This is a genomic window from Bradyrhizobium sp. AZCC 2262 (assembly GCF_036924535.1).
Lineage (GTDB): Bacteria > Pseudomonadota > Alphaproteobacteria > Rhizobiales > Xanthobacteraceae > Bradyrhizobium.
The window spans coordinates 8,120,805-8,143,462 of sequence record NZ_JAZHRT010000001.1; the positions used below are offsets into that span (position 1 = coordinate 8,120,805).

Consider the following 22,658-nt stretch of genomic DNA (forward strand, 5'->3'; position numbering starts at 1 on the left):
CTTGCAGCGCTACCGCTGTGGCAGCCGCTCGAAGGCCGGCATCCCCTCGGGCACATGGTGGAACGCCTGCTTGTCGATCGTGTAGATCGCCATCTGCGGATTGAAGAGGGCAGGGTCGTCCAAGGTTCCGGCCTTCAGCACCACCGCAGGCAATCCAGGCACCTTGGTCACCAAATGGGTGCCGCATTCGGCGCAAAATTCGCGCGTCACGGCGCGCTCGAGGTCGCTGCGGCTGAACTGTTTTGGCTGGCTTGCGGTGTATTTGAACCCGCTGACCGGCATCGCCACGAACATGTTCGGCGCGCCGCCGGAGATGTACTGGCATTCGCGGCAATGGCACTGCGCCGCCATCATCGGCTCGCCTTCAGCCTCATAGCGCACCTTGCCGCAATAGCATCCGCCTTCGAGCTTCATGACGTCCTCCCTTTGTTGTTGCCGCCATTTTCGACGGCCTGCAGGAGTTTTGGCAAATCATTTCTCGGATCGCGAAACAACAAAAAGAAAGGGGCTCCAACTTGCGCTGGAGCCCCTCAACGGTCAGGGCATTGCCGGGTATGTGCCCGAACCGGAGTTGTGGGGATGACCTTTGGGGATCATCCCCCGGGAGAACTTACATGTTGTAGGCGCGCTCGGTGTGCTCGGTGACGTCGAGGCCTTCACGTTCGGTCTCGACGTTGACGCGCAGGCCGACGATCACGTCGACCACCTTGTAGAGGATCGCCGAACCGATGCCCGACCACACCAGCGTGGTGCAGACGCCCCACACTTGCGAGGTCATCTGCGCAACGAAGTCGTAGTCGGCGACCTTCGGCGGAATGGCGGTGTAGTCGATGATACCCGCGCCACCGAGGGCCGGATTCACCAGGATGCCGGTGCCGAGGGCGCCGACGATGCCGCCGATGCAGTGGACGCCGAACACGTCGAGCGAGTCGTCATAGCCCAGCGCATTCTTCACCACGGTGCAGAAGAACAGGCAGACGACGCCGACCACGAGACCGAGCACGATCGCGCCCATCGGACCGGAATAGCCGGCCGCGGGCGTGACCGCCACCAGGCCCGCCACCGCACCCGACAATGCGCCGAGCACGGAAGGATGGCCCTTGACGATCCATTCCGCGAACATCCAGGCCAGCGCCGCCGCTGCGGTTGCAACGAAGGAGTTGGTCATGGCGAGCGCAGCGCCGCCGGAGGCTTCGAGGTTCGATCCGGCGTTGAAGCCGAACCAGCCGACCCAGAGCAGCGAAGCGCCGATCATGGTCATGGTCAGCGAGTGCGGAGCCATCAGCTCCTTGCCGTAGCCGACGCGCTTGCCGATCAGCAGCGCACCGACGAGACCGGCGATACCGGCGTTGATGTGCACCACGGTGCCGCCGGCGAAGTCGATCGCGCCCTTCTTGAAGATCCAGCCGGCGTCGGCGTTGATCTCGTCGAGCTTGGCCTGCGCCGCGGTCTTGGCGGCCCCGTCAGCCGCCGCGGCGAGCGCCTTGGCGGCATCCTGGATCGCATCCGGACCGGGCCAGTACCAGACCATGTGCGCGATCGGGAAGTAGATCAGCGTCACCCAGAGCGGGATGAACAGCGCGATTGCCGCGAACTTCATGCGCTCGGCAAAGGCGCCGACGATCAGCGCGGGCGTGATCGCCGCGAAGGTCATCTGGAAGCAGACATAGACCAGTTCCGAGATGTTGGCGTCGACCGAGAAGGTCGCTGCCTTCGAATCGGTAGTGATGCCCATCATGAAGGCTTTGGAGAAGCCGCCGATGAAGTCGGAACCGCCGGTGAAGGCGAGGCTGTAACCGTAGAGCGCCCAGAGCAGGGTGACGATGCAGACGGTGTAGAAAACCTGCATCAGCACCGAGAGCATGTTCTTGGAGCGGACGAGACCGCCATAGAACAGCGCAAGGCCGGGGATGGTCATCAACAGCACCAGCACTGTCGACGTCAGCATCCAGGCGTTGTCGCCCTTGTTGACGGTTGGTTCGGCGTAGGCTGCGGTCGCGGCGAACATGCCGACTGCGAGGGCCGCCAGTCCCGCGCTATAGGGACGTTTAAACGTCATTTGGTTTTACTCCTGAGTGGTAAGGTTTGAGCGCGAAATCAGAGGGCCGCGGCATCCGCCTCACCCGTGCGGATGCGTACCGCATGGTCGAGGTTGATGACGAAGATCTTGCCGTCGCCGATCTGGCCGGTTTTGGCAGCCGTGGTGATGGCGTCGATGGTCTTGTCGACCTGATCCGAGGCGACAGCGACCTCGATCTTGATCTTGGGCAGGAAGCTCACGGCGTATTCGGCGCCACGATAGATTTCCGTATGGCCCTTCTGGCGGCCATAACCTTTGACTTCTGTCACCGTGAGACCATGAACGCCAATGGCGGTCAGGGCATCACGGACTTCTTCGAGCTTGAATGGCTTGATGATCGCCATAACAATTTTCATGGGTCCTATCCCCGCTTGGGCCCGGTTCAGACGAGGACCGGGCGTTCTCGACTGAGATTCACCACGCGGAGATGTTCACTACGCGGGCACAGCCAGTACCCTTAGAATCAAATGCCGTGCCAGATCGGGACCGTTCCCTAAGAGATTATGAATCCGGCCCTTTTCGCCCTTTGCGGGAATTGCACGTTCCTGCGCCATTCGGTCGCGCCCAAAGCGTAGTCAGATTTGCACAAATCGTGAGCAGGCTTGGGCAGCGGCACAAATCGCTGCCCAGAGGCAGTGCAAGAAAGTGGTGACGGGGTGGGCGCCTATTGCAGCGCTTCGCCGTGCTGGGAGATATCGAGGCCTTCCAGCTCCTGCTGCATCGACACCCGCAGCGGTGCGAACACGCCGACCAGCTTGAGCAGCGCAAAGGTGACGCCGCCGGACCACACGAAAGTAGCCGCGATGCCGTAGAGCTGGGTCAGCACCTGCTGTGGATTGCCCTCGATCAGGCCGGCCGTACCGCCGATCGCGTTCACCGCAAAGACGCCGGCGAGCAGCGTGCCGGTCAATCCGCCAATGCCGTGGACGCCGAACACGTCGAGCGAGTCGTCATATTTGAAGCGCTGCTTGAGCCAGGTGCAGGCCCAGAAACAAAGCGTTCCCGCTACGACGCCGATGATGACGCCGTGCCACGGCGCGACGAATCCGGAGGCGGGTGTAATCGTTCCGAGGCCCGCGACCGCGCCTGATATCATGCCGAGCACCGACGGCTTGCGCCGGGTCGCCCATTCGATCGCGGCCCAGGTCAGTGCGCCGGCGCAAGCGGCCAGATGTGTCGCGGTGATCGCCATCACCGCGCGCGAGTTCGCGGCCAGCGCCGATCCGCCATTGAAGCCGAACCAGCCGACCCACAACAATCCGGTGCCGATCACGGCGAGCGACAGGTCGAACGGCGCGAGGTTCTCGCTGCCGTAGCCGTGACGCCGGCCGATCACCGTCGCGGCAACCAGGCCGCCGACGCCGGCGGAAAGATGCACGACCAGACCGCCGGCGAAATCCAGAACGCCCGCGGTTGCGAGGAAGCCGCCGCCCCATACCCAGTGTGCGAGCGGCACATAGACGAACATGAACCAGCCGACGGAGAACAGGAGATAGGCTGAAAACCGCATCCGGTCCGCCACCGCGCCCGCCACCAGCGCCACCGTGATGATCGCAAACGTCATCTGGTACAGCATGAAAAGCGCTTCCGGAATCGTCTTCGCCGCCGGGTTGACGCTCTCCATCGTCATGCCGATCAGGAACCAGCGATCGAGCGTGCCGATCCACGGACCATCGCCGACGAAGGCCAGCGAATAGCCGAACATCACCCACAGGATCGAGATGATCGCAACGGCCGCAAGGCTCTGCGCCATCGTCGCCAGTACGTTCTTCTTGCGCACCATGCCGGAATAGAACAGCGCCAGGCCCGGTATCGTCATCATCAAGACCAGCGCGGTGGCGGCGATCATCCACGCGGTGTCGGCGGCATTGATGGTCGACGTCTCGGCGGCCAGGGCCGGCGTTGCGAGCGAGCTCGCCGCAAGCGTGACGAGCGCAGCCTTCCCCGCTGCACGATACGATGGTGCCCCCATGGAATTCCCCCGGCCTGTTGTTGTTTCTTGACTTCTCGCGTTCGGCGTCGTTGCCGCCGCGCCTTGAATTTTCGCGATGTCTCAGAGCGCGTCGCTGTCGGTCTCGCCGGTGCGGATTCGCAGAGCGTGGTCGATCGGCGTCACGAAGATCTTGCCGTCGCCGATCTGCCCGGTACGCGCGTTCGCGGTAATGACCTCGACCGCCTTGTCGGCGACGTCGGAGGCGACCGCGATTTCGATTCGGAGCTTGGGCAGGAAGTTCACGACATATTCGGCGCCGCGATAGATTTCGGTGTGGCCCTTCTGGCGGCCGTAGCCCTTGACCTCGGTCACCGTCATGCCGTGGACGCCGATGGCCGTCAGCGCCTGACGCACCTCGTCAAGCTTGAAGGGTTTGATGATCGCGACGACGAGTTTCATGGTCAGGCCTTCATTTCCCTGGATTATTTTTTGAGCACTCGGCAGGCAGACCGCCGGGCGGATCACTGCCGACCCAAATCTGGCATCTTTCTGGGCAAATGGCACAAAAATGTTGCAGTAGAAGGGGAAAACATTTGGAGCTGGTGACGTCAATCACTGTACAGGCGGTGGGATCGTCCGCCAAAATACGGGTTCACCGCCAGCCATCCCGCCGGCTTTCTCCCTCCCCACGGCTCAAGGGGCAAAAATGTCGAACCGATCGTGGTTTTATGCATCCAGTGGCCAACAACAGGGCCCTTATCCGGAGGCCCAGCTGCGCGACCTCATTACCCGGGGCATGGTCACTGCGGACACGTTGGTCTGGACTGAGGGGATGTCGGGCTGGCAGCGAGCCGGAGAAATTCCCGGCCTGGTTCCCGGCGGATCAAGCCCGCCGTCCGTCCCGCATCCCGGCGCGCCGCCAATGGCCGGGAGCTATAGCGGCGGTCCGCTGTCGATCGACTTCGGGATCCTGGAGTTCACGTGGCGCAGTATCGTGCTGCTGCTCGGTCTTATCTTCATCATCCCCGCACCGTGGGTCCTGGTCTGGTACATCAAGTGGATCGTCCCGTGCGTGCGCGTGCCTGGACGGCCGAACCTCAGCTTCGAGGGCCAGGCGATGACGCTCGTTCCCTGGTTTTTTGGCTTCGTCGTCCTCATGATTGGCGTTGGCTTTATCGGTAGCCAGTTGCTCAGCAATCTGATGATCCTCGTTCAGATGGCCCTGTACTGGTTGTTTCTCAAATGGTTCATCGCGAATCTTGCGTCCAACGGGCAGCCGCTCGAGCTCAGTTTCTCCGGCTCGGTCTGGGCTTACCTCGGTTGGGCCATTCTTGCGGCCATCTCGGTCATCACCATCATCGGCTGGGCCTGGGTTTACGTAGCCTGGCTGCGATGGTTTTGCCGCAATATCCAGGGCACGCGGCGCGAAGTCCTCTTCATCGGCAGCGGCCTGGAGTTTCTGTGGCGTGCAATCGTGGCGGCTCTCGTCAGCTTCTTCATCATCCCGATACCGTGGATGTATCGCTGGATGTCACAGTGGCTGGCGTCGCAGACTGTTTTGGCCGAGCGAGGCGCGCACGCGAACGCCTAAGCGTTACTTGCGCTGGCGCACAGAGCCTTCCTGGGCGACGGACGCCACCAGCGTGCCGTCGGGCTTGAAGATCAGGCCGCGGGTCAATCCGCGGCCGTCTTGCGCGCTCGGCGAGTCCTGCGCGTAGAGCAGCCATTCGTCGGCGCGGAACGGCCGGTGAAACCACATCGCGTGATCGAGGCTGGCCGGCATCATGCGCTTGTCGAACAGCGTGCGGCCATAGCGCGCCATCACCGCATCGAGCAGCGAGAAATCCGACGCATAGGCCAGCGCGCACAAATGCAGCGCCGGATCGTCGGGCAGCTTGGCGGCGGTGCGAATCCAGACATGGATGCGCCCGTCGTCGATCGTCTGGCCGAAGTAACGTCCGAGCTCGACCGGGCGCAGTTCGATCGGGCGATCGGATTCATAATAGCGGCGGATGAACTCCGGCATCTCCTTGAACATCGGCTGCTTCGATACTTCCTCCGCCGTGAGTTTTTCCGGCGGCGGGACATCCGGCATCTTTTCCTGATGGTTGAACGCGCCTTCCTCTTCCGCATGGAACGACACCATGATCGAGAAGATGGCGTTGCCATGTTGGATCGCGGTGACGCGACGGGTCGAATAGCTCTTGCCGTCGCGCAGGCGTTCGACCTGGTAGATGATCGGGATCTGCGGATCGCCGGGCAGGATGAAATAGCAATGGATTGAATGCGGCAGGCGGCCCTCGACGGTGCGGCATGCCGCCACCATGGCTTGCCCGATCACCTGGCCGCCGAACACCCGCTGCCAGCTCGTCTTCGGGCTGTTGCCTCGGAACAGGTTCACCTCGAGCTGTTCGAGATCGAGAATGGAAATCAGGTCAATCAAACCCTTGGACATGGGAGTGCTTTCGGTCGAACATTTTGCGTCATTCCGGGGCGATGCGAAGCATCAAACCCGGAATCTCAAGATTCCGGGTTCACGCTGGCGCGTGCCCCGGAATGACGGGGTGATATAAGCCTTGTTTCTCGGCTCTGTTTCGCCCAGCTATTATCAGGTAGCAAGCGTAGTCTGATGACGTAACCGGGCAAGGATCGCATGGCGGCACAGCGAAGCATTGTCATCTGCGGCGGCGCCTTTGCCGGGCTGGCGCTGGCGCTGGCGTTCCGCCAGGGCCTCGGCGCGGATATTCCTGTCATTGTGGCCGATCCGGCCCTGGCGGTGCGGCCGAGCCGCGATCCGCGGGCGACCGCCATTGTGGCCGCGTGCCGGCGGTTGTTCGGGGCGCTCGGCGTCTGGGACCAGGTGGCCGCCGACTCCCAAGCCATCCTCGACATGGTCGTCACCGATTCCAAACTGGAGGATGCCACCCGTCCGGTGTTCCTGACCTTTGCCGGCGATGTCGAACCTGGCGAACCCTTCGCCCACATGGTCGAAAACCGCCGTCTGATCGATGTGCTGGTTGCGCGTGCCGAGGCTGAAGGCATCGATCTCCGGGCTACGGCGGTTTCCACCTACGATTCACGTTCCGATGGCGTCACCGTGACGCTCGCGGACGGCAATGTCATCGAGGCGAGCCTGCTGGTCGCCGCTGACGGCGCGCGCTCAAAACTGCGCGAGCGGGCCGGCATCGCCACCCACGGCTGGGACTACGATCAATCCGGCATCGTCGTCACCGTGGGTCATGAGCGGGACCATCATGGCCGCGCTGAAGAGCATTTTCTCCCGGCGGGTCCGTTCGCGATCCTGCCGCTGACCGGAAAACGCTCGTCGCTGGTGTGGACCGAGAGCCGCGGCGAGGCCGCGCGCATCACCGCGCTCGGCGAAGCCGAGTTCCACGATGAACTCGAGAAGCGCTTCGGCCTGCACCTCGGCGAGATCAAGGCGCTCGACAAGCCGCGCGCGTTTCCGCTCGGCTATTTCGTCGCGCGTTCATTCATCGCCGAGCGGCTGGCGCTGGTCGGCGACGCCGCGCACGTCATTCATCCGATCGCTGGGCAGGGCCTCAACATGGGCCTGAAGGACGTCGCGGCGCTGGCCGAAGTGGTGGTCGATGCGGCGCGGCTCGGCATCGATCCCGGGCAGGCCGATGTGCTCGATCGCTACCAGCGTTGGCGGCGCTTCGACACCATGGCGATGGGGCTTGCGACCAATTCGCTGAACTTCCTGTTCTCGAACGAATCGACCTTGTTGCGCACCGTGCGCGATATCGGGCTCGGCCTCGTCGATCGCGCGCCGCCGCTCAAGAGCCTGTTCATCCGCCAGGCCGCGGGTTTGTCCGGCGAAGTGCCGCGGCTGTTGAAGGGCGAGGCGTTGTAGCCCGGATGTAGCCATCGGGCGCATTCGCGCGACCCGTTGGCTCCATCCGGGCTACGGGAAAACGAAAACGGCCCGCCAGATCATCCGACGGGCCGCTCTCAATTCCAGTAACTCGTATTAGCGCGGCGCCAGCACCATCACGACCTGGCGGCCTTCGAAACGTGCGTCCTGCTCGACCTTGGCGAACTCGGCGACGTCGGCCTTGACCTTGTCCAGAAGCTTGGTGCCGATTTCCTGGTGCGCCATTTCGCGGCCACGGTAGCGCAAGGTGATCTTGACCTTGTCGCCTTCCTCGAAGAACCGCTGCATCGCGCGCATCTTCACGTCGTAATCGTGATCGTCGATCATCGGCCGCAGCTTGATCTCCTTGATCTCGACGATCTTCTGCTTCTTGCGCGCCTCGGCGGCTTTCTTCTGTGCCGAATACTTGAACTTCCCGTAGTCCATAATCTTGCAAACGGGAGGATTGTTGTTCGGCGAAATCTCGACGAGATCCATGCCCGCCTCAAGCGCCATCTTGATGGCCACCACGGTTTCGACTGTTCCGTGGTTGAGGCCGGTCTGATCGATCAGCTGGATCTGTGCGTTGCGGATATCATCATTGGTGCGCGGCCCGTCTTTGGTTGCAGCGGGCGGGGCTCTGTTGGGACGGCGAATGGGTAGTTCTCCAAAGTTGTGAAAGGAAGGGCCGTAGTTTGAAGCAATATGCTGAATACAGCAAGCGAACTCGCTCACTGCGCCTGAAAACCGTCAAATGCGAGGCATTTCGGTCACTTCAGGCAAATATAGCTCGGCGGCCCGATGCGCAAGCAAAGTCCGGCCGTGCTTGACCGATGAAGTGCGACCACGGACAAAGCAGCCGGCGAGGGTGACAGATCCATGACCAATTCAGCAACAATCGACCAGGAACCGACCTTTATCGAGGTGGGGGAGGGCGATGCCCGCCGCAGGATTGCCGTGCGGGCCCGTGCCGGCTGCGGGCCCGGGCTGTTCTGGCTCGGTGGCTTCAATTCCGATATGCGGGGCACCAAGGCCTTGGCGCTGGACGCCTGGGCTGCGGAACATGGCCGGGCCTGCACCAGGTTCGATTATTCCGGCCATGGCGAATCAGGCGGCGCGTTCATCGACGGCACCATCGGACGCTGGCTGGAAGAGGGTATCGCCGTGTTTGAGCAGTTCTGCCGGGGGCCGCAGGTCGTGATCGGCTCGTCGATGGGCGGCTGGATGGCGCTGCTGCTGGCGCGCGCGATCGCCAACCGCGAGGCGGCGGCTGCGCTCGCCGGCCTGGTCCTGATCGCGCCGGCGCCCGACTTCACCGAGCTCTTGATGTGGAACGCATTCTCCGACGAGGTCCGCGAGGAGATCAGGACCCAGGGCGTGTGGATGCGGCCGTCGGAGTATGGCGACGGCGCGCCCTATCCGATCACGCGCGCGCTGATCGAGGAGGGTCGCAACCATCTCCTGCTCGGCAGCGCCATCGAAGTCGGATGCCCGGTGCGCATCCTGCAGGGCGCGCAGGACCCCGACGTGCCCTGGCAGCACGCTTTCGCGCTGGCGCACCGCCTGCCGGCCGAGGACGTGGTGCTGACCATGATCCAGGACGGCGACCACCGCCTGTCGCGCCCGCAGGATATCGCGAGGATTATGGCGGCGGTGGCGGAGATGGGGTGATCTTTCTTCCTTCTCCCCTTGTGGGAGAAGGTGCCCTCGCAAGAGCGAGGGCAGATGAGGGGTCTCTATCCGCGGAGACAGACCCCTCACCCGTCTCGAATGAGCTGACGCTCATTCGATCCACCCTCTCCCACAAGGGGAGAGGGAAAGAAAATGCGACCGGGGAGACAACGCCATGAACCCATCCACCATGCTCCGCGCCTTCTGCGACGCCGTCGAACAGCGCAACGGCAAGGCTTTCTCGGAACTGTTCACCGAGGACGGCGTCTATCACGACGTGTTCTACGGCGCGTTCGAGGGCCGCGCGAAAATCGCCGGGATGATCGAGGACTGGTTCTATCGCACGGCCACCGATTTTCGCTGGGACATGCACGGTCCCGTCAGCGACGGCGAGACGCTCTATGCGCGCTACACCTTCAGCTACCGTTCGACGCTGCCGGAGGCGGAAGGGGCGCGCGCGATGTTCGAAGGTGTTGCGATCATGCGGCTGCGCGACGGCAAGATCACGGAGTACCACGAGGTCGCCAACACTGCGCCGGCCTTCGTCGACATCAAGTTTGCGCCGGCGCGTATTGCCAAGATCGTTGCCAAGCAGGGCGCGGCGCTGAAGGCGCGGCCGGAGATGAAGCGGCATCTGGCGGAGTGACGGCGCAGCCGTCATTCCGGGGCGATGCAAAGCATCGAACCCGGAATCTCGAGGTTCCGGGTTCATCGCTGCGCGATGCCCCGGAACGACGCGAAGAAATTACGGCGGCGGCACGTTGGTCATCGGCTTGCGCTGCGCGAGCGCCGCCACCGTGGAGGTCCCGATCGGGCCTTGTTCATCATAGAGCCAGCATTCGCCGATGGCGATGCCGTCGGTGGCGTGGTGGTTGACCACGTCGAAGCCGACCCATGGCGTCACCGGAAGCCGGTGCAGATAGAGCGTGACGTCGCTGTTGATGTAGCCGAGCCCCTGATCGCCGGCATTGGCGAAGGGGCTGGCGAAATCCGCGCCGGTGGCGACATGCACGAAGGGCGACATCGGGATGCCCTCGACCAGTGCGCGCACCTCGCTCATCCACAGCCGGCGGGGCCCGAGCGCGCCCATGTGGCCTGTGATCGGCCGCGTGGTCCATTTGCCGTTCATGCCAAGCCGGGGATCGGTCGGCTTTGGAATGTCCGACGGTTTCGGCACGTCCCAGTTCGGCGGCGACCAGACATTGCCCGGCGCGTTTTCCGTCTTGCGCAATAACTGGCAGGAAGCGCGCGCCATGCTGGTGCCGCCACTGATGAACTCGGCCTCCACCACCTTGATGCGCTTGCCGTCGCGCACGAGTTTTGTCGTAACCTCGATCAGCATCGTGGTGTTGGGCAGGCGGAACATGTCGACGGTGAGCCGCGCCGGCACGAAATCGTCGGAGCCGTGGCGCTGCTCGATCACGTGGGCGAGCAGGCCGATGACGACGCGGCCGTGCAGCGAATTCAGGTCCCACGGGCCGTTGGAGACGGGCGTGGGCATGAAAGTATCTCTGTCGCGGTCGTGGGTGAAGAACGGCTGGTTTTTTGTCATGGCGGGCGACCATGACGGATTTGGATGCGTGAAATCAAGGGCAGGAGATGTGTGGATTCCTCATGGTGAGGAGGCGCAAAGCGCCGTCTCGAACCATGCGGCGCGGCTAGTGGCCTCGTCCTTCGAGAAGCCTGCTGCGCAGGCTCCTCAGGATGAGGGTCTAGCAACGTGCCACTCCGCGCGCACGTCGTCATCCGTCTCGCTGCCCGTCGCCTTTGCAGCCAGCGCGTCAAATTGCTCCCGCTCGACCAACTGCGACAGCGCCCATACGGCCGCGCCGCGCACCAGCGGGCTTGCATCGTCCAGCAATCGTTCGGCCGCCGGCGCCAGCGATGCATCGTCGGCGTTGCCAATCGCGATCAGCACGTTGCGGACAAAGCGGTCGCGGCCGATGCGCTTGACCGGCGATTTCGAAAACAGCGCGCGGAACGCGGCGTCGTCGAGCCGCGCCAGCTCGGAAAGCGAAGGCGCCTGCAATTCCGCACGTGCGGCCAGCTTTGCTTCGCGGCCTTCCTGCGCAAATTTGTTCCACGGGCATACGGCGAGACAATCGTCGCAGCCATAGATGCGGTTGCCGATACCCTTGCGGAATTCGTGCGGAATAGGTCCCTTGTTCTCGATGGTCAGGTACGAGATGCAGCGCCGCGCATCGAGCTTGTAGGGCGCGGGGAACGCCGCGGTCGGGCAGATCTCCTGGCAGGCATTGCAGGAGCCGCAGTGGTCAGCGTCAGCCGCGTCGCGCGGCAGGTCGGATGCGGAAAAGATCGCGCCGAGAAACAGCCACGAGCCGAATTCGCGCGAGACCAGATTAGTGTGCTTGCCTTGCCAGCCGAGGCCCGCCGCCTGTGCCAGCGGCTTTTCCATCACGGCTGCGGTATCGATGAACACTTTTACTTCTTCGCCTGACGCCGCCACCAGCCACCGCGCCAGCGCCTTCAAACGCTTCTTGATGACGTCGTGGTAGTCGTCGCCCTGCGCGTAGGCGGAGATCGCGCCGCGCGTTCGCTTCGCAAGAAGCGCGAGCGGATTTTCGGCCGGGCCGTAGTTGACGCCGAGCATGATGATCGAGCGCACGCCGGGCCACAGCACGCGCGGATCCATCCGCCGTTCCGGCTGCGCCGCGAGCCAGTCCATGTCGCCATGCGCGCCGGCCTCGAGGAATTCGCGAAAATATTTTCCGGCGTTGCCGACCGCGTCGGGATCGGTCACCCCGAGGCAATCGAACCCGAGCGTCTCCGCTTCGCGTGCGAGCGCGGCCTTCAGATCGGTGCCGGAGAGTTTGACCGCCTCGTTCAGAAGTCGAGGTCCACATAGGTGCGCGAGGCCGGCACGCCCGCCAGCCATTCGCTGAGCAGCGGGCGGAACGACGGGCGGGATTTCACCCGCGCGTACCACGCCTTTGCCGCCTCGTCCTCGTGCCATGGCACATCGCCCAGATAGTCGATCGCCGAAAGATGCGCCGCGGCGGCGAGATCCGCGTAGGTCAGCCGGTCGCCGGCGAGGAAATTCCGGGTCTGCGCCAGCCAGCCGATATAAGCCAGATGATAGCGCACATTGACCTTGGCCGCGCGGATAACGTCGGTCGACGGCGCCCCGCCGCCATTCTCCTCGCTCATGAAGCGCTTGTAGATGCGCTCGGTCACCAGCGGGTTCGACACCTCTTCGAAGAATTTCTCGTTGAACCACGCCATCAGCCGGCGCACCTCGACACGTTCAGCCATCGAGGCCGGCAACAGCCGCCGCTCGCCCGCCTCCAGGCCGTGCGTCTCGTCGAGATATTCGGCGATGATCCCGGCGCCCGGGATCGGCGGAAAGCCCTCGGCCATCAAGACCGGCGTGGCGGCCGCGGGATTGAGCACGAGAAACCCTTCACGCCGCTCCCAGGACCGCTCTTCCACCAGGCGCAGGTCGAGGCCGTGTTCGCCCAGCGCGAGGCGAATGAAGCGCGAATGCGGGCAGAACGGATGATGATAGAGCGTGTACATGAAATCCCAGGGTAAAATCGCGGCGACCAAAGGAACCCTCAAACCGCGTCAAGCGAATCGGGACACTAGCCAAGCAAACGCGCGAGACAATGGTGTTCTGACGTTTTTTTGCGATTGCGGCATGGGGGCGAATAGGCGAGAAGAGCGCGGCTTTTCCAGTCAAAATGGACCAACACCATGATGTCGGATGCAGTGAAAGCGGTGATTCTCGGCATCATCGAGGGTATCACGGAATTTCTACCCGTTTCCTCCACCGGCCACATGCTGCTGGCGCAGCGCTTCTTCGGCCTTGGCGAGGGCGCCTTCTGGCAGAGCTTTGTGATCCTGATTCAGCTCGGCGCGATCCTTGCCATCGTCGTGCTGTATTTCGGCAAGCTGTGGCGCGTGGCGCTCGGCATGTTCACCAACCCCGACGACCGCCGGTTCGTGATCGGCGTTCTGGTGGCGTTCCTGCCGGCGGTCGTCGTTGGCCTGGCTGTCGGCAAATACATCAAGGAGCTGCTGTTCAATCCGTGGGTGGTGTGTTTCACGCTGATCGTCGGCGGTGCGATCCTGCTGTGGGTCGATCAGCTCGATCTCAAGCCGCACGAGGACGACGCCACGCGCTATCCGCTGCTGATGTATCTGTGGATCGGCATCGCGCAATGCGTCGCGATGATCCCCGGCGTGTCGCGCTCCGGCGCCAGCATCGTGGCGGCGATGCTGCTCGGCGCCGACAAGCGATCGGCGGCGGAGTTCTCGTTCTTTCTCGCGATCCCCACGATGATTGGCGCATTCGCCTATGATTTCTACAAGAACCGCGGCGAGATGACGATCGACCACATCGGCGTCATCGCGATCGGATTCGTGGTGTCGTTCATCACGGCAATCATCGTGGTGAGGACGTTCCTGAACTACGTCACACGCCACGGGTTCACGTTCTTTGCGTGGTGGCGCGTCATCATCGGCACGCTCGGCCTGATCGCGCTGGCGCTGGGGCGATAAAGTTTCGCTTTCGTCGTCCCTGTCTGTTGCGCGCCGCTTAGCCGGGACGACGAAAGCTAAGCGCTCTTCCTTTGAAACTGCCCGGCGGCGCGGAAGCGCCAGAGATATTGCGGGGCGATCGCCTGCATCGATTCCGGCGTGATGCCGAGCCCCTCCAGCGTCAGGCCCGCGGCCTTGGCGGCGTCAGACACCACATTGTCCGCCTGCAGCAGCGCCACCTGGTCCGGCGTCAGCTTCAACGGTCCCGGCGCGAACTGCAAAAACACTGCCTGCAGCCTTGCCAGTCCCCACGGCAACGAAATCAGCATCCGCTTGCGCTCGGTGATCTTGAGAATGATTTCCATGATCTCGCGCATGGTCAGCACTTCCGGGCCGCCGAGCTCGTAAGTTGCGCCGGGTTTCGTCTTGCCGTCGACGGCATCGGCAACCGCGGCGGCGACGTCGGCGACGTAGGCCGGCTGCATCCGGGTGACCCCGCCGCCGATCAGCGGCAGGAAGGGCGATATCCGGGCGAGTGATGCGAAGCGGTTGGTGAATTGATCCTCGGGGCCGAACAATAGCGACGGCCGCAGGATGGTGGCCGATGGCACGGCCACCAGCACGGCCTGCTCACCGGCCGCCTTGGCGCGGCTATAGGCCGAGGGCGAGTTCTCGTCGGCGCCGATGGCGGATACATGCACCATCCGCGCGCCGGTAGCGGCGGCAGTCCTGGCGATCGTCTCGGCCCCTTTGGCCTGTACGGCGTCAAACGTCTGCGCGCCGCTTTCGGTCAGGGTGCCGACCAGGTTGATCGCGACGTGGGAATCGCGCATCGCCGCCTCGACGGAAGCCGGATAGCGCAAATTGGCCTGCACGGCGTGGATCTGGCCAACCCGGCCGAGCGGCTGCAGGTGCCCGGCCAGTTCCGGCCGCCGCACCGCCACCCTGATCCGGTACTCGCGCTTGGCCAGCGCCCGCACCACGTTTCGTCCCAGAAAACCCGATCCGCCAAAAACCGTGACGAGCGTTTCCAGGTTCGATGCCATGGTCAATTCCTGCGCGGGTCGAATTCGAGAGATATCGGTTGGATTTAGCGGATTCGCGATACGCCAACACGGCTTCGCTGTACAGCGTATTTGGGTGGCATTGAAGCGATTTGACAAGCGCGTGACCGATCCTTACTAACCCGCCCGGGCCCAGGTGGCGGAATTGGTAGACGCGCTGGCTTCAGGTGCCAGTGGCTTAACGGCCGTGAAGGTTCGAGTCCTTTCCTGGGCACCATGCCCATGCCCAAACCAGTGAGATGCCGCCTGGCGGCGATGCCGGGCGCGCGGCGCGGAAGCTTTCTTCTTTTAAAGTGCGAACGGGCCGCGACCGCGACGCTGCGAAAATGATCGCCGACCCTAAGCCGCCGTCTCCGGATCGGAGCCGGACGTATGTCCATCCGGACTGCGGCTGAACACGCCGTAGTTGCTGGATTTCATCCGGCCGCCGCCGTCGGTCGCAAGGACCGTTAGTCCCAGCTTCAACAGCTCACGCACGGCGGCCGCCCGCGTCGGCATCCGGTGCTTGAAGCGGAAATCGTCGACTGCTGTCAGCTCCTCGGGCGACAGCATCACCTGTAACCGTTCACCGCGCATATCAGACATCGGAATGATCCAGATTGTCAGAACGACCCAAAATGAGATGATTGAGTAGTTTACTCAACGCTTGCCCTTGGCGCTGGTTCCTCCAGACGCGATTCCAGCACCAATTTAGCTAAATACCGTAGTAAAAACAATGTGTTAATGGTTGATTTACGGTCTGCGCGGGCGCATAATCTCCAGCATGGAGCACGGCCATGACCGAGAACATCAAGCTGCCACGCAAGCTGTCCGAAGAGCAGAAACCGCCGCCTCCCCGGCGGCCGAGCCACGCCAACGTCATCGAAAACCTCGACCGCTGGGCGAATAGCCCGGGGCTTCAGCCGCCGAAATCATCCGAAGAGAAGACGGCCTGAGCGTCGCGGGCCATTACTTCAAGCGCCCAATGAAATTTCATTGGTTCGATGCCAAACAATCGCGGGATTCAGTTCGCGCTTTGTGTTGCGCGCGCCAGCAGCTTCACCGCTTCCTCTGCGCGCTGGATCGGCGCCAGGCTGCGATAGGTTCGCGCCAGTAACAGCGCGCCTTCGAGCTGGCTGAGGACCATCGTGGCGACCAGATCGGCGTCGCCCGAAGTCAGGCCGAAGCGGAATAGCCCGCGTTTGATCTCCAGTTCCCATTTCTGGAATGCGGTGCGGGTTGCAGCGCCCAGCACTTCGGATTGCGCCGCGGTTTCGAGTGCCGTGGTCGCGATTGGGCAACCTTCCCTATAGTCGGAACGTTCAAGATCCGACGCCATGCCGCGGACGATGCGGACCAGAAAGCTTTCGGCGTTGTCGGATTTTTCGACGGCCTGGACGATGGCCTGACGCACGGCTTCACCGATGAGCGACAGTGCGGCTGCGCCAATCTCCTCCTTGCCCTTCGGGAAATGAAAATACAGCGACCCGCGCGGCGCCCCTCCGGCCGCCAGGATGTCGTGCAGCGCGGTGCCGTGATAGCCCTGCTGGCGAAACAGCTTGACCGCAGCGGTCAGTGTTTTCGCTTTGGAATCAGTAGCTTTTGTCATGCGTAAAAATATCAATTGCAAATAAGTATGTCGACCTTCATAATATGTAGGTTAACATATATATTTCGAAAACCGTTGATCCATCCGTGGCTTCAGCGATTTTCCGAGCGCCGAGTGGGAGGGGTCTCGATGAAGAGGTCGCTGGACGTTGCGGCAATTGTTGCGACCGCACTGCTGTTACTGGCCTTCGCGGCCCTGTCATTGCGTGGCTTGATCGCGCCGGAACAGGCGTCAGCCCGCTTCGGCGCGCCGGTTGTCGATGCCGCCGGCAGCCTGTTCTATCGTGTCTACCTGTCGCGCAATCTCGTCATCGTCATCACCGGCGCGATATTCCTGCTCACGCGGCAATGGACCCCGCTCGCCATCCTCCTGACCGTGACGGCGGCCCTGCCGGTGTTCGATATGACGGTGCTGTCTTCGAGTGGCGTAACCCCGCCGGTCTTTCACCCGCTTGCGCTGGTGCTGATCGCCGTCACCGCCGCGCTGGCGTGGCGACGGGTGGCCGCGGGCAGGAGCTAGTTCATGCGCGATCCGAAAGCGCTTCGCGCAAAACAGCCATCCGCCTGAGGCCAAAAAACCGCTGCGAAAAGCCCTTCTTCGCGGCTTTGGCGGCAGCCAGCCGCTCGCCTCGCGCGGGTTTGGGCGCTAGTGTTTCCGTCGAATCGACCTGAGACACGAGGCTTTCCTTCATGACCATCCGCCTGCATCGTGGCGATCTGCCCGATTTGTCCCGCTATAAGGATTCGGTGGCGATCGATACCGAGACCATGGGGCTCAACCCGCATCGCGACCGGCTCTGCGTGGTGCAAATGTCGAACGGCGACGGCAGCGCCGATGTCATCCAGATTCCCAAGGGCCACACCGATGCGCCGAACCTGAAGGCGCTGCTGGCCAATCCTGCCATCACGAAGATCTTTCACTTCGCGCGCTTCGATCTCGCCGCGCTCTACAACACCTTTGGCGTGATGCCGCAGCCGGTTTATTGCACCAAGATCGCCTCACGGCTGACCCGCACCTATACCGACCGGCACGGCCTGAAGGACCTGGTGCGCGAGGTCCTCAACATCGACCTGTCGAAGCAGCAGCAGTCGAGCGACTGGGGGTCGTCGAGCCTCAGCGAGGCGCAGCTTGCCTATGCCGCGTCCGACGTGCTGCATCTGCATGCCTTGCGCGAGCGGCTCGACGCCATGCTCGCGCGCGAAGGCCGCAACGAGCTGGCGCAGGCCTGTTTCGACTTCCTGCCGGCCCGGGCCAAGCTCGATCTCGGCGGCTGGGAGGCCGAGGACATCTTCGCGCATTCGTGACCGGGACCATTTGAAGCGCCGGGGTGCCTGCCTCCGCCCCGTTTCGGTCACACTCATAGCGCGTGTCCAGGCTGCATAATCCCGCGATTGCGGGTAGAATGGCGCTGTCTTTGGCGTTCCTGGAGCCGCGGTGAACTCGATACAGAACCCTGCCTATGCCACCGGAATGGAGGCCCGCTTTGCCGCGGCCGCCCGCCACAGCCGGATGGTGCGGGTGCTGCGGATCGCGGTCCCGGGGGCCGTGCTGCTGGCGCTGGCCAGTATCGTCCTGATCCAGGTCTTCTTGAACCCGTTTCAGACTGCGCTGGCGAAGCTGCCCGTCGACATGAGCAATCTCGTGGTCTCCGGTACCAAGATCACCATGGAAACGCCGCATCTCGCGGGTTTCTCGACCGATCAGCGTCCTTACGAATTGTGGGCCAAGGCCGCGGTCCAGGATCTGACCGACCCCGATCACGTCGAGCTCAAGACGCTGCGGGCCAAGGTCATGATGGAGGACAAGAGCACCGTGACGATGGATGCGCGCACGGGATTTTTCGACAGCAAGCAGCAGCTGCTGGACCTGCGAAAGGACATCTTCCTGCAATCCTCTACCGGCTACGAGGCCACGCTTTCGCAGGCCTATGTCGACATCAACAAGGGAACGGTGACGTCGGACGAGCATGTCGACGTCAAATTGCTGAATGGCACGCTCACCGCAGACCGGCTCAGGATCATCAACAGCGGCGAGATCGTGCGCTTCGAAGGCAACGTCGTGATGAACCTGATCATGGAAAGTCCGCCGGCGCCCGAGCCAGAGCCTGAACCGCCGCCGCCACCAAGGACGCGGTCCGTCTCCGGCAAGTCCGCCAACACGAAATGAAATTCATGACGCAGTTCTCCTCGCGCAGTTTTGCGGCCGCAGCGCTTGCGCTCGCGTTGATCGTCTCCAGTGACGCCTTGGCGCAGGGCGCCATGTCGGGCGTGCCGAATGCGATGCAGGGCTTTTCGCAAAACCGCGACCAGCCGATTCAGATCGAGGCGGCGTCGCTCGAAATGCGCGACAAGAAAAAGGAAGCGACTTTCTCCGGAAATGTGAAGGTCGTGCAGGGCGACACCACCATGACCTCGAAAACGCTGGTGGTGTTCTACGATTCCGGCCCGGCGCCCGCCTCGCCACAGCCCGCTTCGCCGCCGCCCGCCGCGCCGAAGGGATCGAAATCCGGGTCGATGCAGTCGGCGACCCCCGGGCCTGGCGGCAGTTCGTCGATCCGCCGGCTGGAAGCCAAGGGCTCGGTCGTGGTCACGCAGAAGGATCAGGTGGTGACAGGCGAGACCGCGATCTTCGACACGCGGGCCAACCTCATCACCATGGTGGGCGGGGTCGTGCTCACCCAGTGCAAGAACGTGCTCAAGGGCGACCGCCTCAAGGTCGACATGACGACCGGCGTGTCCCGCGTCGAATCCGACAGCGGCAAGGTGCAGGGCATGTTCATACAGGGAGAGAATTGCGGGTCCGGTTCGGGCGGCTCGAAGCCGGCTCCCGTCGCCATACCGTCGCTGATACCCGGTAAAAAATAATTGTAGATCAATGCCTTGAAGATTATTTAGGGCGGCTACGGTTGAAGCCGGTGGCGCGAGCCTGTATTTACTGGGCAGGGCGCACGGCGGGGTGTTTCGCTGGGCAGGGGACATCCACTCATCATGGTTCGCCAGCGAAGCGATTCGCCGGCGGATGCGTCGCGGAATCACCGTGAAAGGCGTAAGCGAAGCGGGATGGTGGATTTACTCGGCATGTTCCGTCGACGCCCCGCGAAGCGCGGCGCCCCCGGGTTTGCGCGTTCGCGCGACGACATCACCGCGCTCGGCGATTCCTTCGGCGACATGCTGACAAGCCCGGTGCGCGATGCGCCGCCAAGGGCTCGTTCGGCTTCGCTGCCCGGGCTGGACCTGCCGCAGCCGCAGCCCGCCGCAGAGCCGCCGCGCGATGACCGACCGCGTCCCCGTGCGCAACAACCCCGTCCCAAGGCCAATGGCGGCGAAGCGCCGCGCCCGACCAAGCGGCCCGGCTTCCTCGCCGTGCACAGCGTGGAAAAAAGTTTCGGCACGCGGCAAGTGGTGCGCGGCGTCAGCATCTATGTCCGCCGTGGCGAGGCGGTCGGCCTGCTCGGTCCGAACGGCCGCCGGCAAGACCACCGTGTTCTACATGATCACTGGCCTGATCAAGGCGGATCGTGGCGCCATCGAACTGGACGGCCACGACGTCACCAAGCTGCCGATGTATCAGCGCGCGCGACTCGGCATCGGCTATCTGCCGCAGGAAGCCTCGATCTTTCGCGGCCTCACGGTGGAGCAGAATATTCGCGCCGTGCTCGAGGTGGTCGAGCCCAGTCGCAAGAAGCGCGAGGCCGAACTCAATTCGCTGCTCGATGAATTCAACATCACGCGGTTGCGCAAATCGCCTTCGATCGCGCTGTCCGGCGGCGAACGCCGCCGCGTCGAAATCGCGCGCGCGCTGGCGACGCGTCCGAACTACATGCTGCTCGACGAACCCTTTGCCGGCATCGATCCGATCGCGGTCGGCGACATTCAGGACCTGGTCCGCCACCTCACCAACCGCGGCATCGGCGTCCTGATCACCGATCACAACGTGCGCGAAACGCTCGGCCTGACCGACCGCGCCTATATCGTCTATGCCGGGCAGATCTTGACCGAGGGCAGTCCGGAAGAAATTGTCAACGATCCAGATGTACGCCGTCTTTACCTTGGCGAGGAATTCCGGCTTTAGCGCACCCGGCGCCATAGGGGCGTGCGGTTTGGCGATAAGGTATTGCACTCACTTGGGAATTTCTGGCGCGCCGGGGCCCAATACCGGCTCCCATTTTTGCGGGACCGCGCTATAGTCCAATTTTTGCATCCGTCAAGCCGTGTACAAGGGCCTGGGACTAATATAAGCAAGAATCGGACCAACTTTCAGTGGATCGGTTCTTGGCCTCATGGCGCTGACGCAAAGATTAGAGTTCCGCCAGTCGCAGTCGCTGGTGATGACGCCGCAATTGATGCAGGCGATCAAGCTGCTGCAATTGTCGAATCTCGACTTGTCGGCCTTCGTCGAGGAGGAACTGGAGCGGAATCCGCTGCTGGAACGCGCCAGCGACGGTCCCGAAGCCCCGGTGGCGGGCGAGCCGGCCACTGAGCGTGCCGAGTTCTCCGATTCGGGCGATTCCGGCAGCTATGGCGAGGAGGGCGGCGATGCCTCCGATATGGCGTCGGGCCCCGCTGGCGAGGCCTTCGAACCCGGCCAGGAGGACTGGCTGAACCGCGACCTCGGCAGCCGCACCGAGATCGAGCAGACGCTGGACACCCCGCTCGACAACGTCTTTTCCGAAGAGCCGGCCGAAGCCGCCGCCCGCGTGGCGCAGGATGCGGCACCGACCGCCTACACCGAATGGGGTGGCGGCGCCTCCAACGACGACGACTACAATCTGGAAGCCTTCGTCGCTGCCGAGGTGACGCTCGGCAGCCACCTCGCCGAACAGCTCGCGGTGGCGTTCAGCGGACCGGCGCAGCGCATGATCGGGCAGTATCTGATCGATCTGGTCGACGATGCCGGCTATCTGCCGCCGGATCTGGGGCAGGCCGCCGAACGGCTTGGCGCCTCGCAAGGGGATGTCGATGCGGTGCTGACGGTGCTGCAGAAGTTCGATCCGCCCGGTGTCTGTGCCCGGAACTTGAGCGAGTGCCTCGCGATCCAGCTCCGCGAACTCAACCGCTACGATCCCGCCATGCAGGCGCTGGTGGAAAATCTCGATCTCCTGGCCAAGCGCGACATTGCCGCGTTGCGCAAATTGTGCGGCGTCGACGACGAAGACATTACCGACATGATCGGTGAAATCCGCCGTCTCGATCCCAAGCCCGGCCTGAAGTTCGGCTCGGCGCGCACGCAGACCATGGTGCCTGATGTCTATGTGCGGCCCGGCCCGGACGGTGGCTGGCATGTCGAACTCAACAGCGACACGTTGCCGCGCGTGCTGGTCAACCAGATCTATTATACCGAGCTGTCGAAGACGATCCGCAAGGACGGCGACAAATCCTATTTCACCGATTGCCTGCAGAATGCGACCTGGCTGGTTCGCGCGCTCGATCAGCGCGCCCGCACCATCCTGAAGGTCGCGACCGAAATCGTGCGCCAGCAGGACGGCTTCTTCACCCACGGCGTTGCGCATTTGCGGCCGCTGAATCTGAAGGCTGTGGCGGATGCGATCCAGATGCACGAATCGACGGTGTCACGGGTTACCGCCAACAAATATATGGCGACCAATCGCGGCAGCTTCGAACTAAAATATTTCTTTACCGCCTCGATCGCGTCGGCCGACGGCGGCGAGGCGCATTCGGCCGAGGCGGTCCGCCACCACATCAAGCAGCTGATCGATGCGGAAGCACCAAGCGCGATCCTCTCCGACGATACCATCGTGGAACGATTGCGCGAATCCGGCATTGATATTGCCCGCCGCACGGTCGCGAAATACCGCGAAGCGATGCGCATTCCTTCCTCGGTGCAACGGCGCCGCGACAAACAGAGCATGCTCGGTAACGCACTCTCCGCCCCTCCCACCTCCTCCGACCGGTCCCGCGATACGGCCCCGGCCTGATTGCGTTCGCGTC

25 protein-coding genes, 1 tRNA gene and 1 pseudogene are annotated in these 22,658 nt (G+C 63.2%); 13 read left to right on the plus strand and 14 right to left on the minus strand.

Going from position 1 to position 22,658, the window contains the following annotated elements; all coding sequences use genetic code 11:
- Positions 1 to 9: 9 nt before the first annotated feature.
- From V1283_RS38095 to V1283_RS38115, 5 genes are all read right to left on the minus strand, one after another.
- The gene (locus tag V1283_RS38095) at positions 10 to 414 is read right to left on the minus strand and encodes a GFA family protein (RefSeq protein ID WP_334391717.1); all 405 of its coding nucleotides are present in this window, start codon (positions 412 to 414) and stop codon (positions 10 to 12) included.
- Positions 415 to 610: 196 nt separating this feature from the next.
- Entirely contained in the window at positions 611 to 2,059 is a 1,449-nt protein-coding gene (locus V1283_RS38100) for an ammonium transporter (protein ID WP_334391718.1), read from the minus strand.
- A 38-nt stretch (positions 2,060 to 2,097) separates the two neighbouring features.
- Positions 2,098 to 2,436, minus strand: coding sequence for a P-II family nitrogen regulator (locus V1283_RS38105; protein ID WP_007598642.1), 339 nt, complete (start codon positions 2,434 to 2,436; stop codon positions 2,098 to 2,100).
- A 308-nt stretch (positions 2,437 to 2,744) separates the two neighbouring features.
- Positions 2,745 to 4,052 (minus strand): ammonium transporter, encoded by a 1,308-nt coding sequence (locus V1283_RS38110; protein ID WP_334391719.1) that lies wholly within the window; start codon positions 4,050 to 4,052, stop codon positions 2,745 to 2,747.
- An 81-nt stretch (positions 4,053 to 4,133) separates the two neighbouring features.
- Positions 4,134 to 4,472, minus strand: a complete 339-nt coding sequence (locus V1283_RS38115) for a P-II family nitrogen regulator (protein ID WP_028348351.1) — start codon at positions 4,470 to 4,472, stop codon at positions 4,134 to 4,136.
- Positions 4,473 to 4,719: 247 nt separating this feature from the next.
- On the opposite strand from V1283_RS38115, the gene V1283_RS38120 reads away from it, so the two are divergent.
- A complete protein-coding gene (locus tag V1283_RS38120; protein ID WP_334391720.1) occupies positions 4,720 to 5,604 on the plus strand; it encodes a DUF4339 domain-containing protein in 885 nt (294 codons plus the stop codon).
- Between the two features lie 3 nt (positions 5,605 to 5,607).
- On the opposite strand, the gene tesB is transcribed toward V1283_RS38120, so the two are convergent.
- On the minus strand, positions 5,608 to 6,468 hold the full coding sequence (tesB, locus tag V1283_RS38125; protein ID WP_334391721.1) for an acyl-CoA thioesterase II: 861 nt from the start codon (positions 6,466 to 6,468) through the stop codon (positions 5,608 to 5,610).
- Positions 6,469 to 6,666: 198 nt separating this feature from the next.
- On the opposite strand from tesB, the gene V1283_RS38130 reads away from it, so the two are divergent.
- Positions 6,667 to 7,887, plus strand: coding sequence for a ubiquinone biosynthesis hydroxylase (locus tag V1283_RS38130; protein WP_334391722.1), 1,221 nt, complete (start codon positions 6,667 to 6,669; stop codon positions 7,885 to 7,887).
- A gap of 117 nt (positions 7,888 to 8,004) precedes the next feature.
- Here the strand turns inward: V1283_RS38130 and infC are convergent, their stop codons facing one another.
- The gene (gene infC / locus V1283_RS38135; protein WP_057849055.1) at positions 8,005 to 8,544 is read right to left on the minus strand and encodes a translation initiation factor IF-3; all 540 of its coding nucleotides are present in this window, start codon (positions 8,542 to 8,544) and stop codon (positions 8,005 to 8,007) included.
- Positions 8,545 to 8,766: 222 nt separating this feature from the next.
- Between infC and V1283_RS38140 the strand changes: the two genes are divergently transcribed.
- Positions 8,767 to 9,558, plus strand: a complete 792-nt coding sequence (locus V1283_RS38140) for an alpha/beta hydrolase (protein ID WP_334391723.1) — start codon at positions 8,767 to 8,769, stop codon at positions 9,556 to 9,558.
- 175 nt (positions 9,559 to 9,733) lie between these two features.
- Positions 9,734 to 10,204 carry a nuclear transport factor 2 family protein gene (locus V1283_RS38145; protein WP_334391724.1) on the plus strand — a complete coding sequence of 157 codons (471 nt, stop codon included), beginning with the start codon at positions 9,734 to 9,736 and terminating at the stop codon, positions 10,202 to 10,204.
- Positions 10,205 to 10,303: 99 nt separating this feature from the next.
- Here V1283_RS38145 and V1283_RS38150 read toward each other — a convergent pair whose 3' ends face one another.
- The 3 genes from V1283_RS38150 to V1283_RS38160 form a co-directional block, all read right to left on the minus strand.
- The gene (locus V1283_RS38150) at positions 10,304 to 11,110 is read right to left on the minus strand and encodes an acyl-CoA thioesterase domain-containing protein (protein WP_334391725.1); all 807 of its coding nucleotides are present in this window, start codon (positions 11,108 to 11,110) and stop codon (positions 10,304 to 10,306) included.
- Positions 11,111 to 11,257: 147 nt separating this feature from the next.
- Positions 11,258 to 12,454: a tRNA epoxyqueuosine(34) reductase QueG gene (queG, locus tag V1283_RS38155; RefSeq protein ID WP_334391726.1), complete on the minus strand. Its 1,197-nt coding sequence runs from the start codon at positions 12,452 to 12,454 to the stop codon at positions 11,258 to 11,260.
- On the minus strand, positions 12,403 to 13,095 hold the full coding sequence (locus V1283_RS38160) for a glutathione S-transferase family protein (RefSeq protein WP_334393327.1): 693 nt from the start codon (positions 13,093 to 13,095) through the stop codon (positions 12,403 to 12,405). Before V1283_RS38160 ends, queG begins: the two co-directional genes overlap by 52 nt.
- A 177-nt stretch (positions 13,096 to 13,272) precedes the next feature.
- Between V1283_RS38160 and V1283_RS38165 the strand changes: the two genes are divergently transcribed.
- Positions 13,273 to 14,079: an undecaprenyl-diphosphate phosphatase gene (locus V1283_RS38165; RefSeq protein WP_334391727.1), complete on the plus strand. Its 807-nt coding sequence runs from the start codon at positions 13,273 to 13,275 to the stop codon at positions 14,077 to 14,079.
- A 56-nt stretch (positions 14,080 to 14,135) separates the two neighbouring features.
- On the opposite strand, the gene V1283_RS38170 is transcribed toward V1283_RS38165, so the two are convergent.
- Positions 14,136 to 15,104, minus strand: a complete 969-nt coding sequence (locus tag V1283_RS38170) for a complex I NDUFA9 subunit family protein (RefSeq protein ID WP_334391728.1) — start codon at positions 15,102 to 15,104, stop codon at positions 14,136 to 14,138.
- 148 nt (positions 15,105 to 15,252) lie between these two features.
- Here V1283_RS38170 and V1283_RS38175 point away from each other — a divergent pair.
- Positions 15,253 to 15,339 (plus strand) — tRNA-Leu (locus V1283_RS38175).
- Positions 15,340 to 15,461: 122 nt separating this feature from the next.
- Here the strand turns inward: V1283_RS38175 and V1283_RS38180 are convergent.
- The gene (locus V1283_RS38180; RefSeq protein WP_334391729.1) at positions 15,462 to 15,707 is read right to left on the minus strand and encodes a hypothetical protein; all 246 of its coding nucleotides are present in this window, start codon (positions 15,705 to 15,707) and stop codon (positions 15,462 to 15,464) included.
- A gap of 191 nt (positions 15,708 to 15,898) precedes the next feature.
- On the opposite strand from V1283_RS38180, the gene V1283_RS38185 reads away from it, so the two are divergent.
- Positions 15,899 to 16,057, plus strand: coding sequence for a hypothetical protein (locus tag V1283_RS38185; RefSeq protein WP_334391730.1), 159 nt, complete (start codon positions 15,899 to 15,901; stop codon positions 16,055 to 16,057).
- Between the two features lie 68 nt (positions 16,058 to 16,125).
- On the opposite strand, the gene V1283_RS38190 is transcribed toward V1283_RS38185, so the two are convergent.
- The gene (locus tag V1283_RS38190; protein WP_334391731.1) at positions 16,126 to 16,710 is read right to left on the minus strand and encodes a TetR/AcrR family transcriptional regulator; all 585 of its coding nucleotides are present in this window, start codon (positions 16,708 to 16,710) and stop codon (positions 16,126 to 16,128) included.
- 129 nt (positions 16,711 to 16,839) lie between these two features.
- Here V1283_RS38190 and V1283_RS38195 point away from each other — a divergent pair, with 129 nt between their 5' ends.
- Positions 16,840 to 17,229: a DUF4267 domain-containing protein gene (locus V1283_RS38195; protein ID WP_334391732.1), complete on the plus strand. Its 390-nt coding sequence runs from the start codon at positions 16,840 to 16,842 to the stop codon at positions 17,227 to 17,229.
- Position 17,230: 1 nt separating this feature from the next.
- Here the strand turns inward: V1283_RS38195 and V1283_RS38200 are convergent, their stop codons facing one another.
- Complete coding sequence (locus V1283_RS38200) at positions 17,231 to 17,407, minus strand: hypothetical protein (RefSeq protein ID WP_334391733.1); 177 nt, start codon at positions 17,405 to 17,407, stop codon at positions 17,231 to 17,233.
- Between V1283_RS38200 and V1283_RS38205 the strand changes: the two genes are divergently transcribed.
- From V1283_RS38205 to rpoN, 5 genes and pseudogenes are all read left to right on the plus strand, one after another.
- A complete protein-coding gene (locus V1283_RS38205) occupies positions 17,400 to 18,014 on the plus strand; it encodes a ribonuclease D (protein ID WP_334391734.1) in 615 nt (204 codons plus the stop codon). The genes V1283_RS38200 and V1283_RS38205 overlap by 8 nt on opposite strands.
- A 130-nt stretch (positions 18,015 to 18,144) precedes the next feature.
- On the plus strand, positions 18,145 to 18,876 hold the full coding sequence (lptC, locus tag V1283_RS38210; protein WP_334391735.1) for an LPS export ABC transporter periplasmic protein LptC: 732 nt from the start codon (positions 18,145 to 18,147) through the stop codon (positions 18,874 to 18,876).
- Positions 18,873 to 19,574 (plus strand): LptA/OstA family protein, encoded by a 702-nt coding sequence (locus V1283_RS38215; RefSeq protein ID WP_334391736.1) that lies wholly within the window; start codon positions 18,873 to 18,875, stop codon positions 19,572 to 19,574. The genes lptC and V1283_RS38215 overlap by 4 nt, the downstream gene beginning before the upstream one ends.
- Positions 19,575 to 19,769: 195 nt before the next feature.
- A pseudogene (gene lptB / locus V1283_RS38220) lies at positions 19,770 to 20,781 on the plus strand (LPS export ABC transporter ATP-binding protein).
- Between the two features lie 208 nt (positions 20,782 to 20,989).
- On the plus strand, positions 20,990 to 22,645 hold the full coding sequence (rpoN, locus tag V1283_RS38225) for an RNA polymerase factor sigma-54 (protein WP_334391737.1): 1,656 nt from the start codon (positions 20,990 to 20,992) through the stop codon (positions 22,643 to 22,645).
- Positions 22,646 to 22,658 lie beyond the last annotated feature (13 nt).

Excerpts from the sequence above, each read along its gene's own strand:
- V1283_RS38095 (WP_334391717.1), bottom strand. The coding sequence starts at position 414 with ATGAAGCTCGAAGGCGGATGCTATTGCGGCAAGGTGCGCTATGAGGCT.
- V1283_RS38100 (WP_334391718.1), bottom strand. The coding sequence starts at position 2,059 with ATGACGTTTAAACGTCCCTATAGCGCGGGACTGGCGGCCCTCGCAGTC.
- V1283_RS38105 (WP_007598642.1), bottom strand. The coding sequence starts at position 2,436 with ATGAAAATTGTTATGGCGATCATCAAGCCATTCAAGCTCGAAGAAGTC.
- V1283_RS38110 (WP_334391719.1), bottom strand. The coding sequence starts at position 4,052 with ATGGGGGCACCATCGTATCGTGCAGCGGGGAAGGCTGCGCTCGTCACG.
- V1283_RS38115 (WP_028348351.1), bottom strand. The coding sequence starts at position 4,472 with ATGAAACTCGTCGTCGCGATCATCAAACCCTTCAAGCTTGACGAGGTG.
- V1283_RS38120 (WP_334391720.1), top strand. The coding sequence starts at position 4,720 with ATGTCGAACCGATCGTGGTTTTATGCATCCAGTGGCCAACAACAGGGC.
- tesB (WP_334391721.1), bottom strand. The coding sequence starts at position 6,468 with ATGTCCAAGGGTTTGATTGACCTGATTTCCATTCTCGATCTCGAACAG.
- V1283_RS38130 (WP_334391722.1), top strand. The coding sequence starts at position 6,667 with ATGGCGGCACAGCGAAGCATTGTCATCTGCGGCGGCGCCTTTGCCGGG.
- V1283_RS38140 (WP_334391723.1), top strand. The coding sequence starts at position 8,767 with ATGACCAATTCAGCAACAATCGACCAGGAACCGACCTTTATCGAGGTG.
- V1283_RS38145 (WP_334391724.1), top strand. The coding sequence starts at position 9,734 with ATGAACCCATCCACCATGCTCCGCGCCTTCTGCGACGCCGTCGAACAG.
- V1283_RS38150 (WP_334391725.1), bottom strand. The coding sequence starts at position 11,110 with ATGACAAAAAACCAGCCGTTCTTCACCCACGACCGCGACAGAGATACT.
- queG (WP_334391726.1), bottom strand. The coding sequence starts at position 12,454 with ATGGCTGGCGGGCGTGCCGGCCTCGCGCACCTATGTGGACCTCGACTT.
- V1283_RS38160 (WP_334393327.1), bottom strand. The coding sequence starts at position 13,095 with ATGTACACGCTCTATCATCATCCGTTCTGCCCGCATTCGCGCTTCATT.
- V1283_RS38165 (WP_334391727.1), top strand. The coding sequence starts at position 13,273 with ATGATGTCGGATGCAGTGAAAGCGGTGATTCTCGGCATCATCGAGGGT.
- V1283_RS38170 (WP_334391728.1), bottom strand. The coding sequence starts at position 15,104 with ATGGCATCGAACCTGGAAACGCTCGTCACGGTTTTTGGCGGATCGGGT.
- V1283_RS38180 (WP_334391729.1), bottom strand. The coding sequence starts at position 15,707 with ATGTCTGATATGCGCGGTGAACGGTTACAGGTGATGCTGTCGCCCGAG.
- V1283_RS38185 (WP_334391730.1), top strand. The coding sequence starts at position 15,899 with ATGACCGAGAACATCAAGCTGCCACGCAAGCTGTCCGAAGAGCAGAAA.
- V1283_RS38190 (WP_334391731.1), bottom strand. The coding sequence starts at position 16,710 with ATGACAAAAGCTACTGATTCCAAAGCGAAAACACTGACCGCTGCGGTC.
- V1283_RS38195 (WP_334391732.1), top strand. The coding sequence starts at position 16,840 with ATGAAGAGGTCGCTGGACGTTGCGGCAATTGTTGCGACCGCACTGCTG.
- V1283_RS38205 (WP_334391734.1), top strand. The coding sequence starts at position 17,400 with ATGACCATCCGCCTGCATCGTGGCGATCTGCCCGATTTGTCCCGCTAT.
- V1283_RS38200 (WP_334391733.1), bottom strand. The coding sequence starts at position 17,407 with ATGGTCATGAAGGAAAGCCTCGTGTCTCAGGTCGATTCGACGGAAACA.
- V1283_RS38215 (WP_334391736.1), top strand. The coding sequence starts at position 18,873 with ATGAAATTCATGACGCAGTTCTCCTCGCGCAGTTTTGCGGCCGCAGCG.
- rpoN (WP_334391737.1), top strand. The coding sequence starts at position 20,990 with ATGGCGCTGACGCAAAGATTAGAGTTCCGCCAGTCGCAGTCGCTGGTG.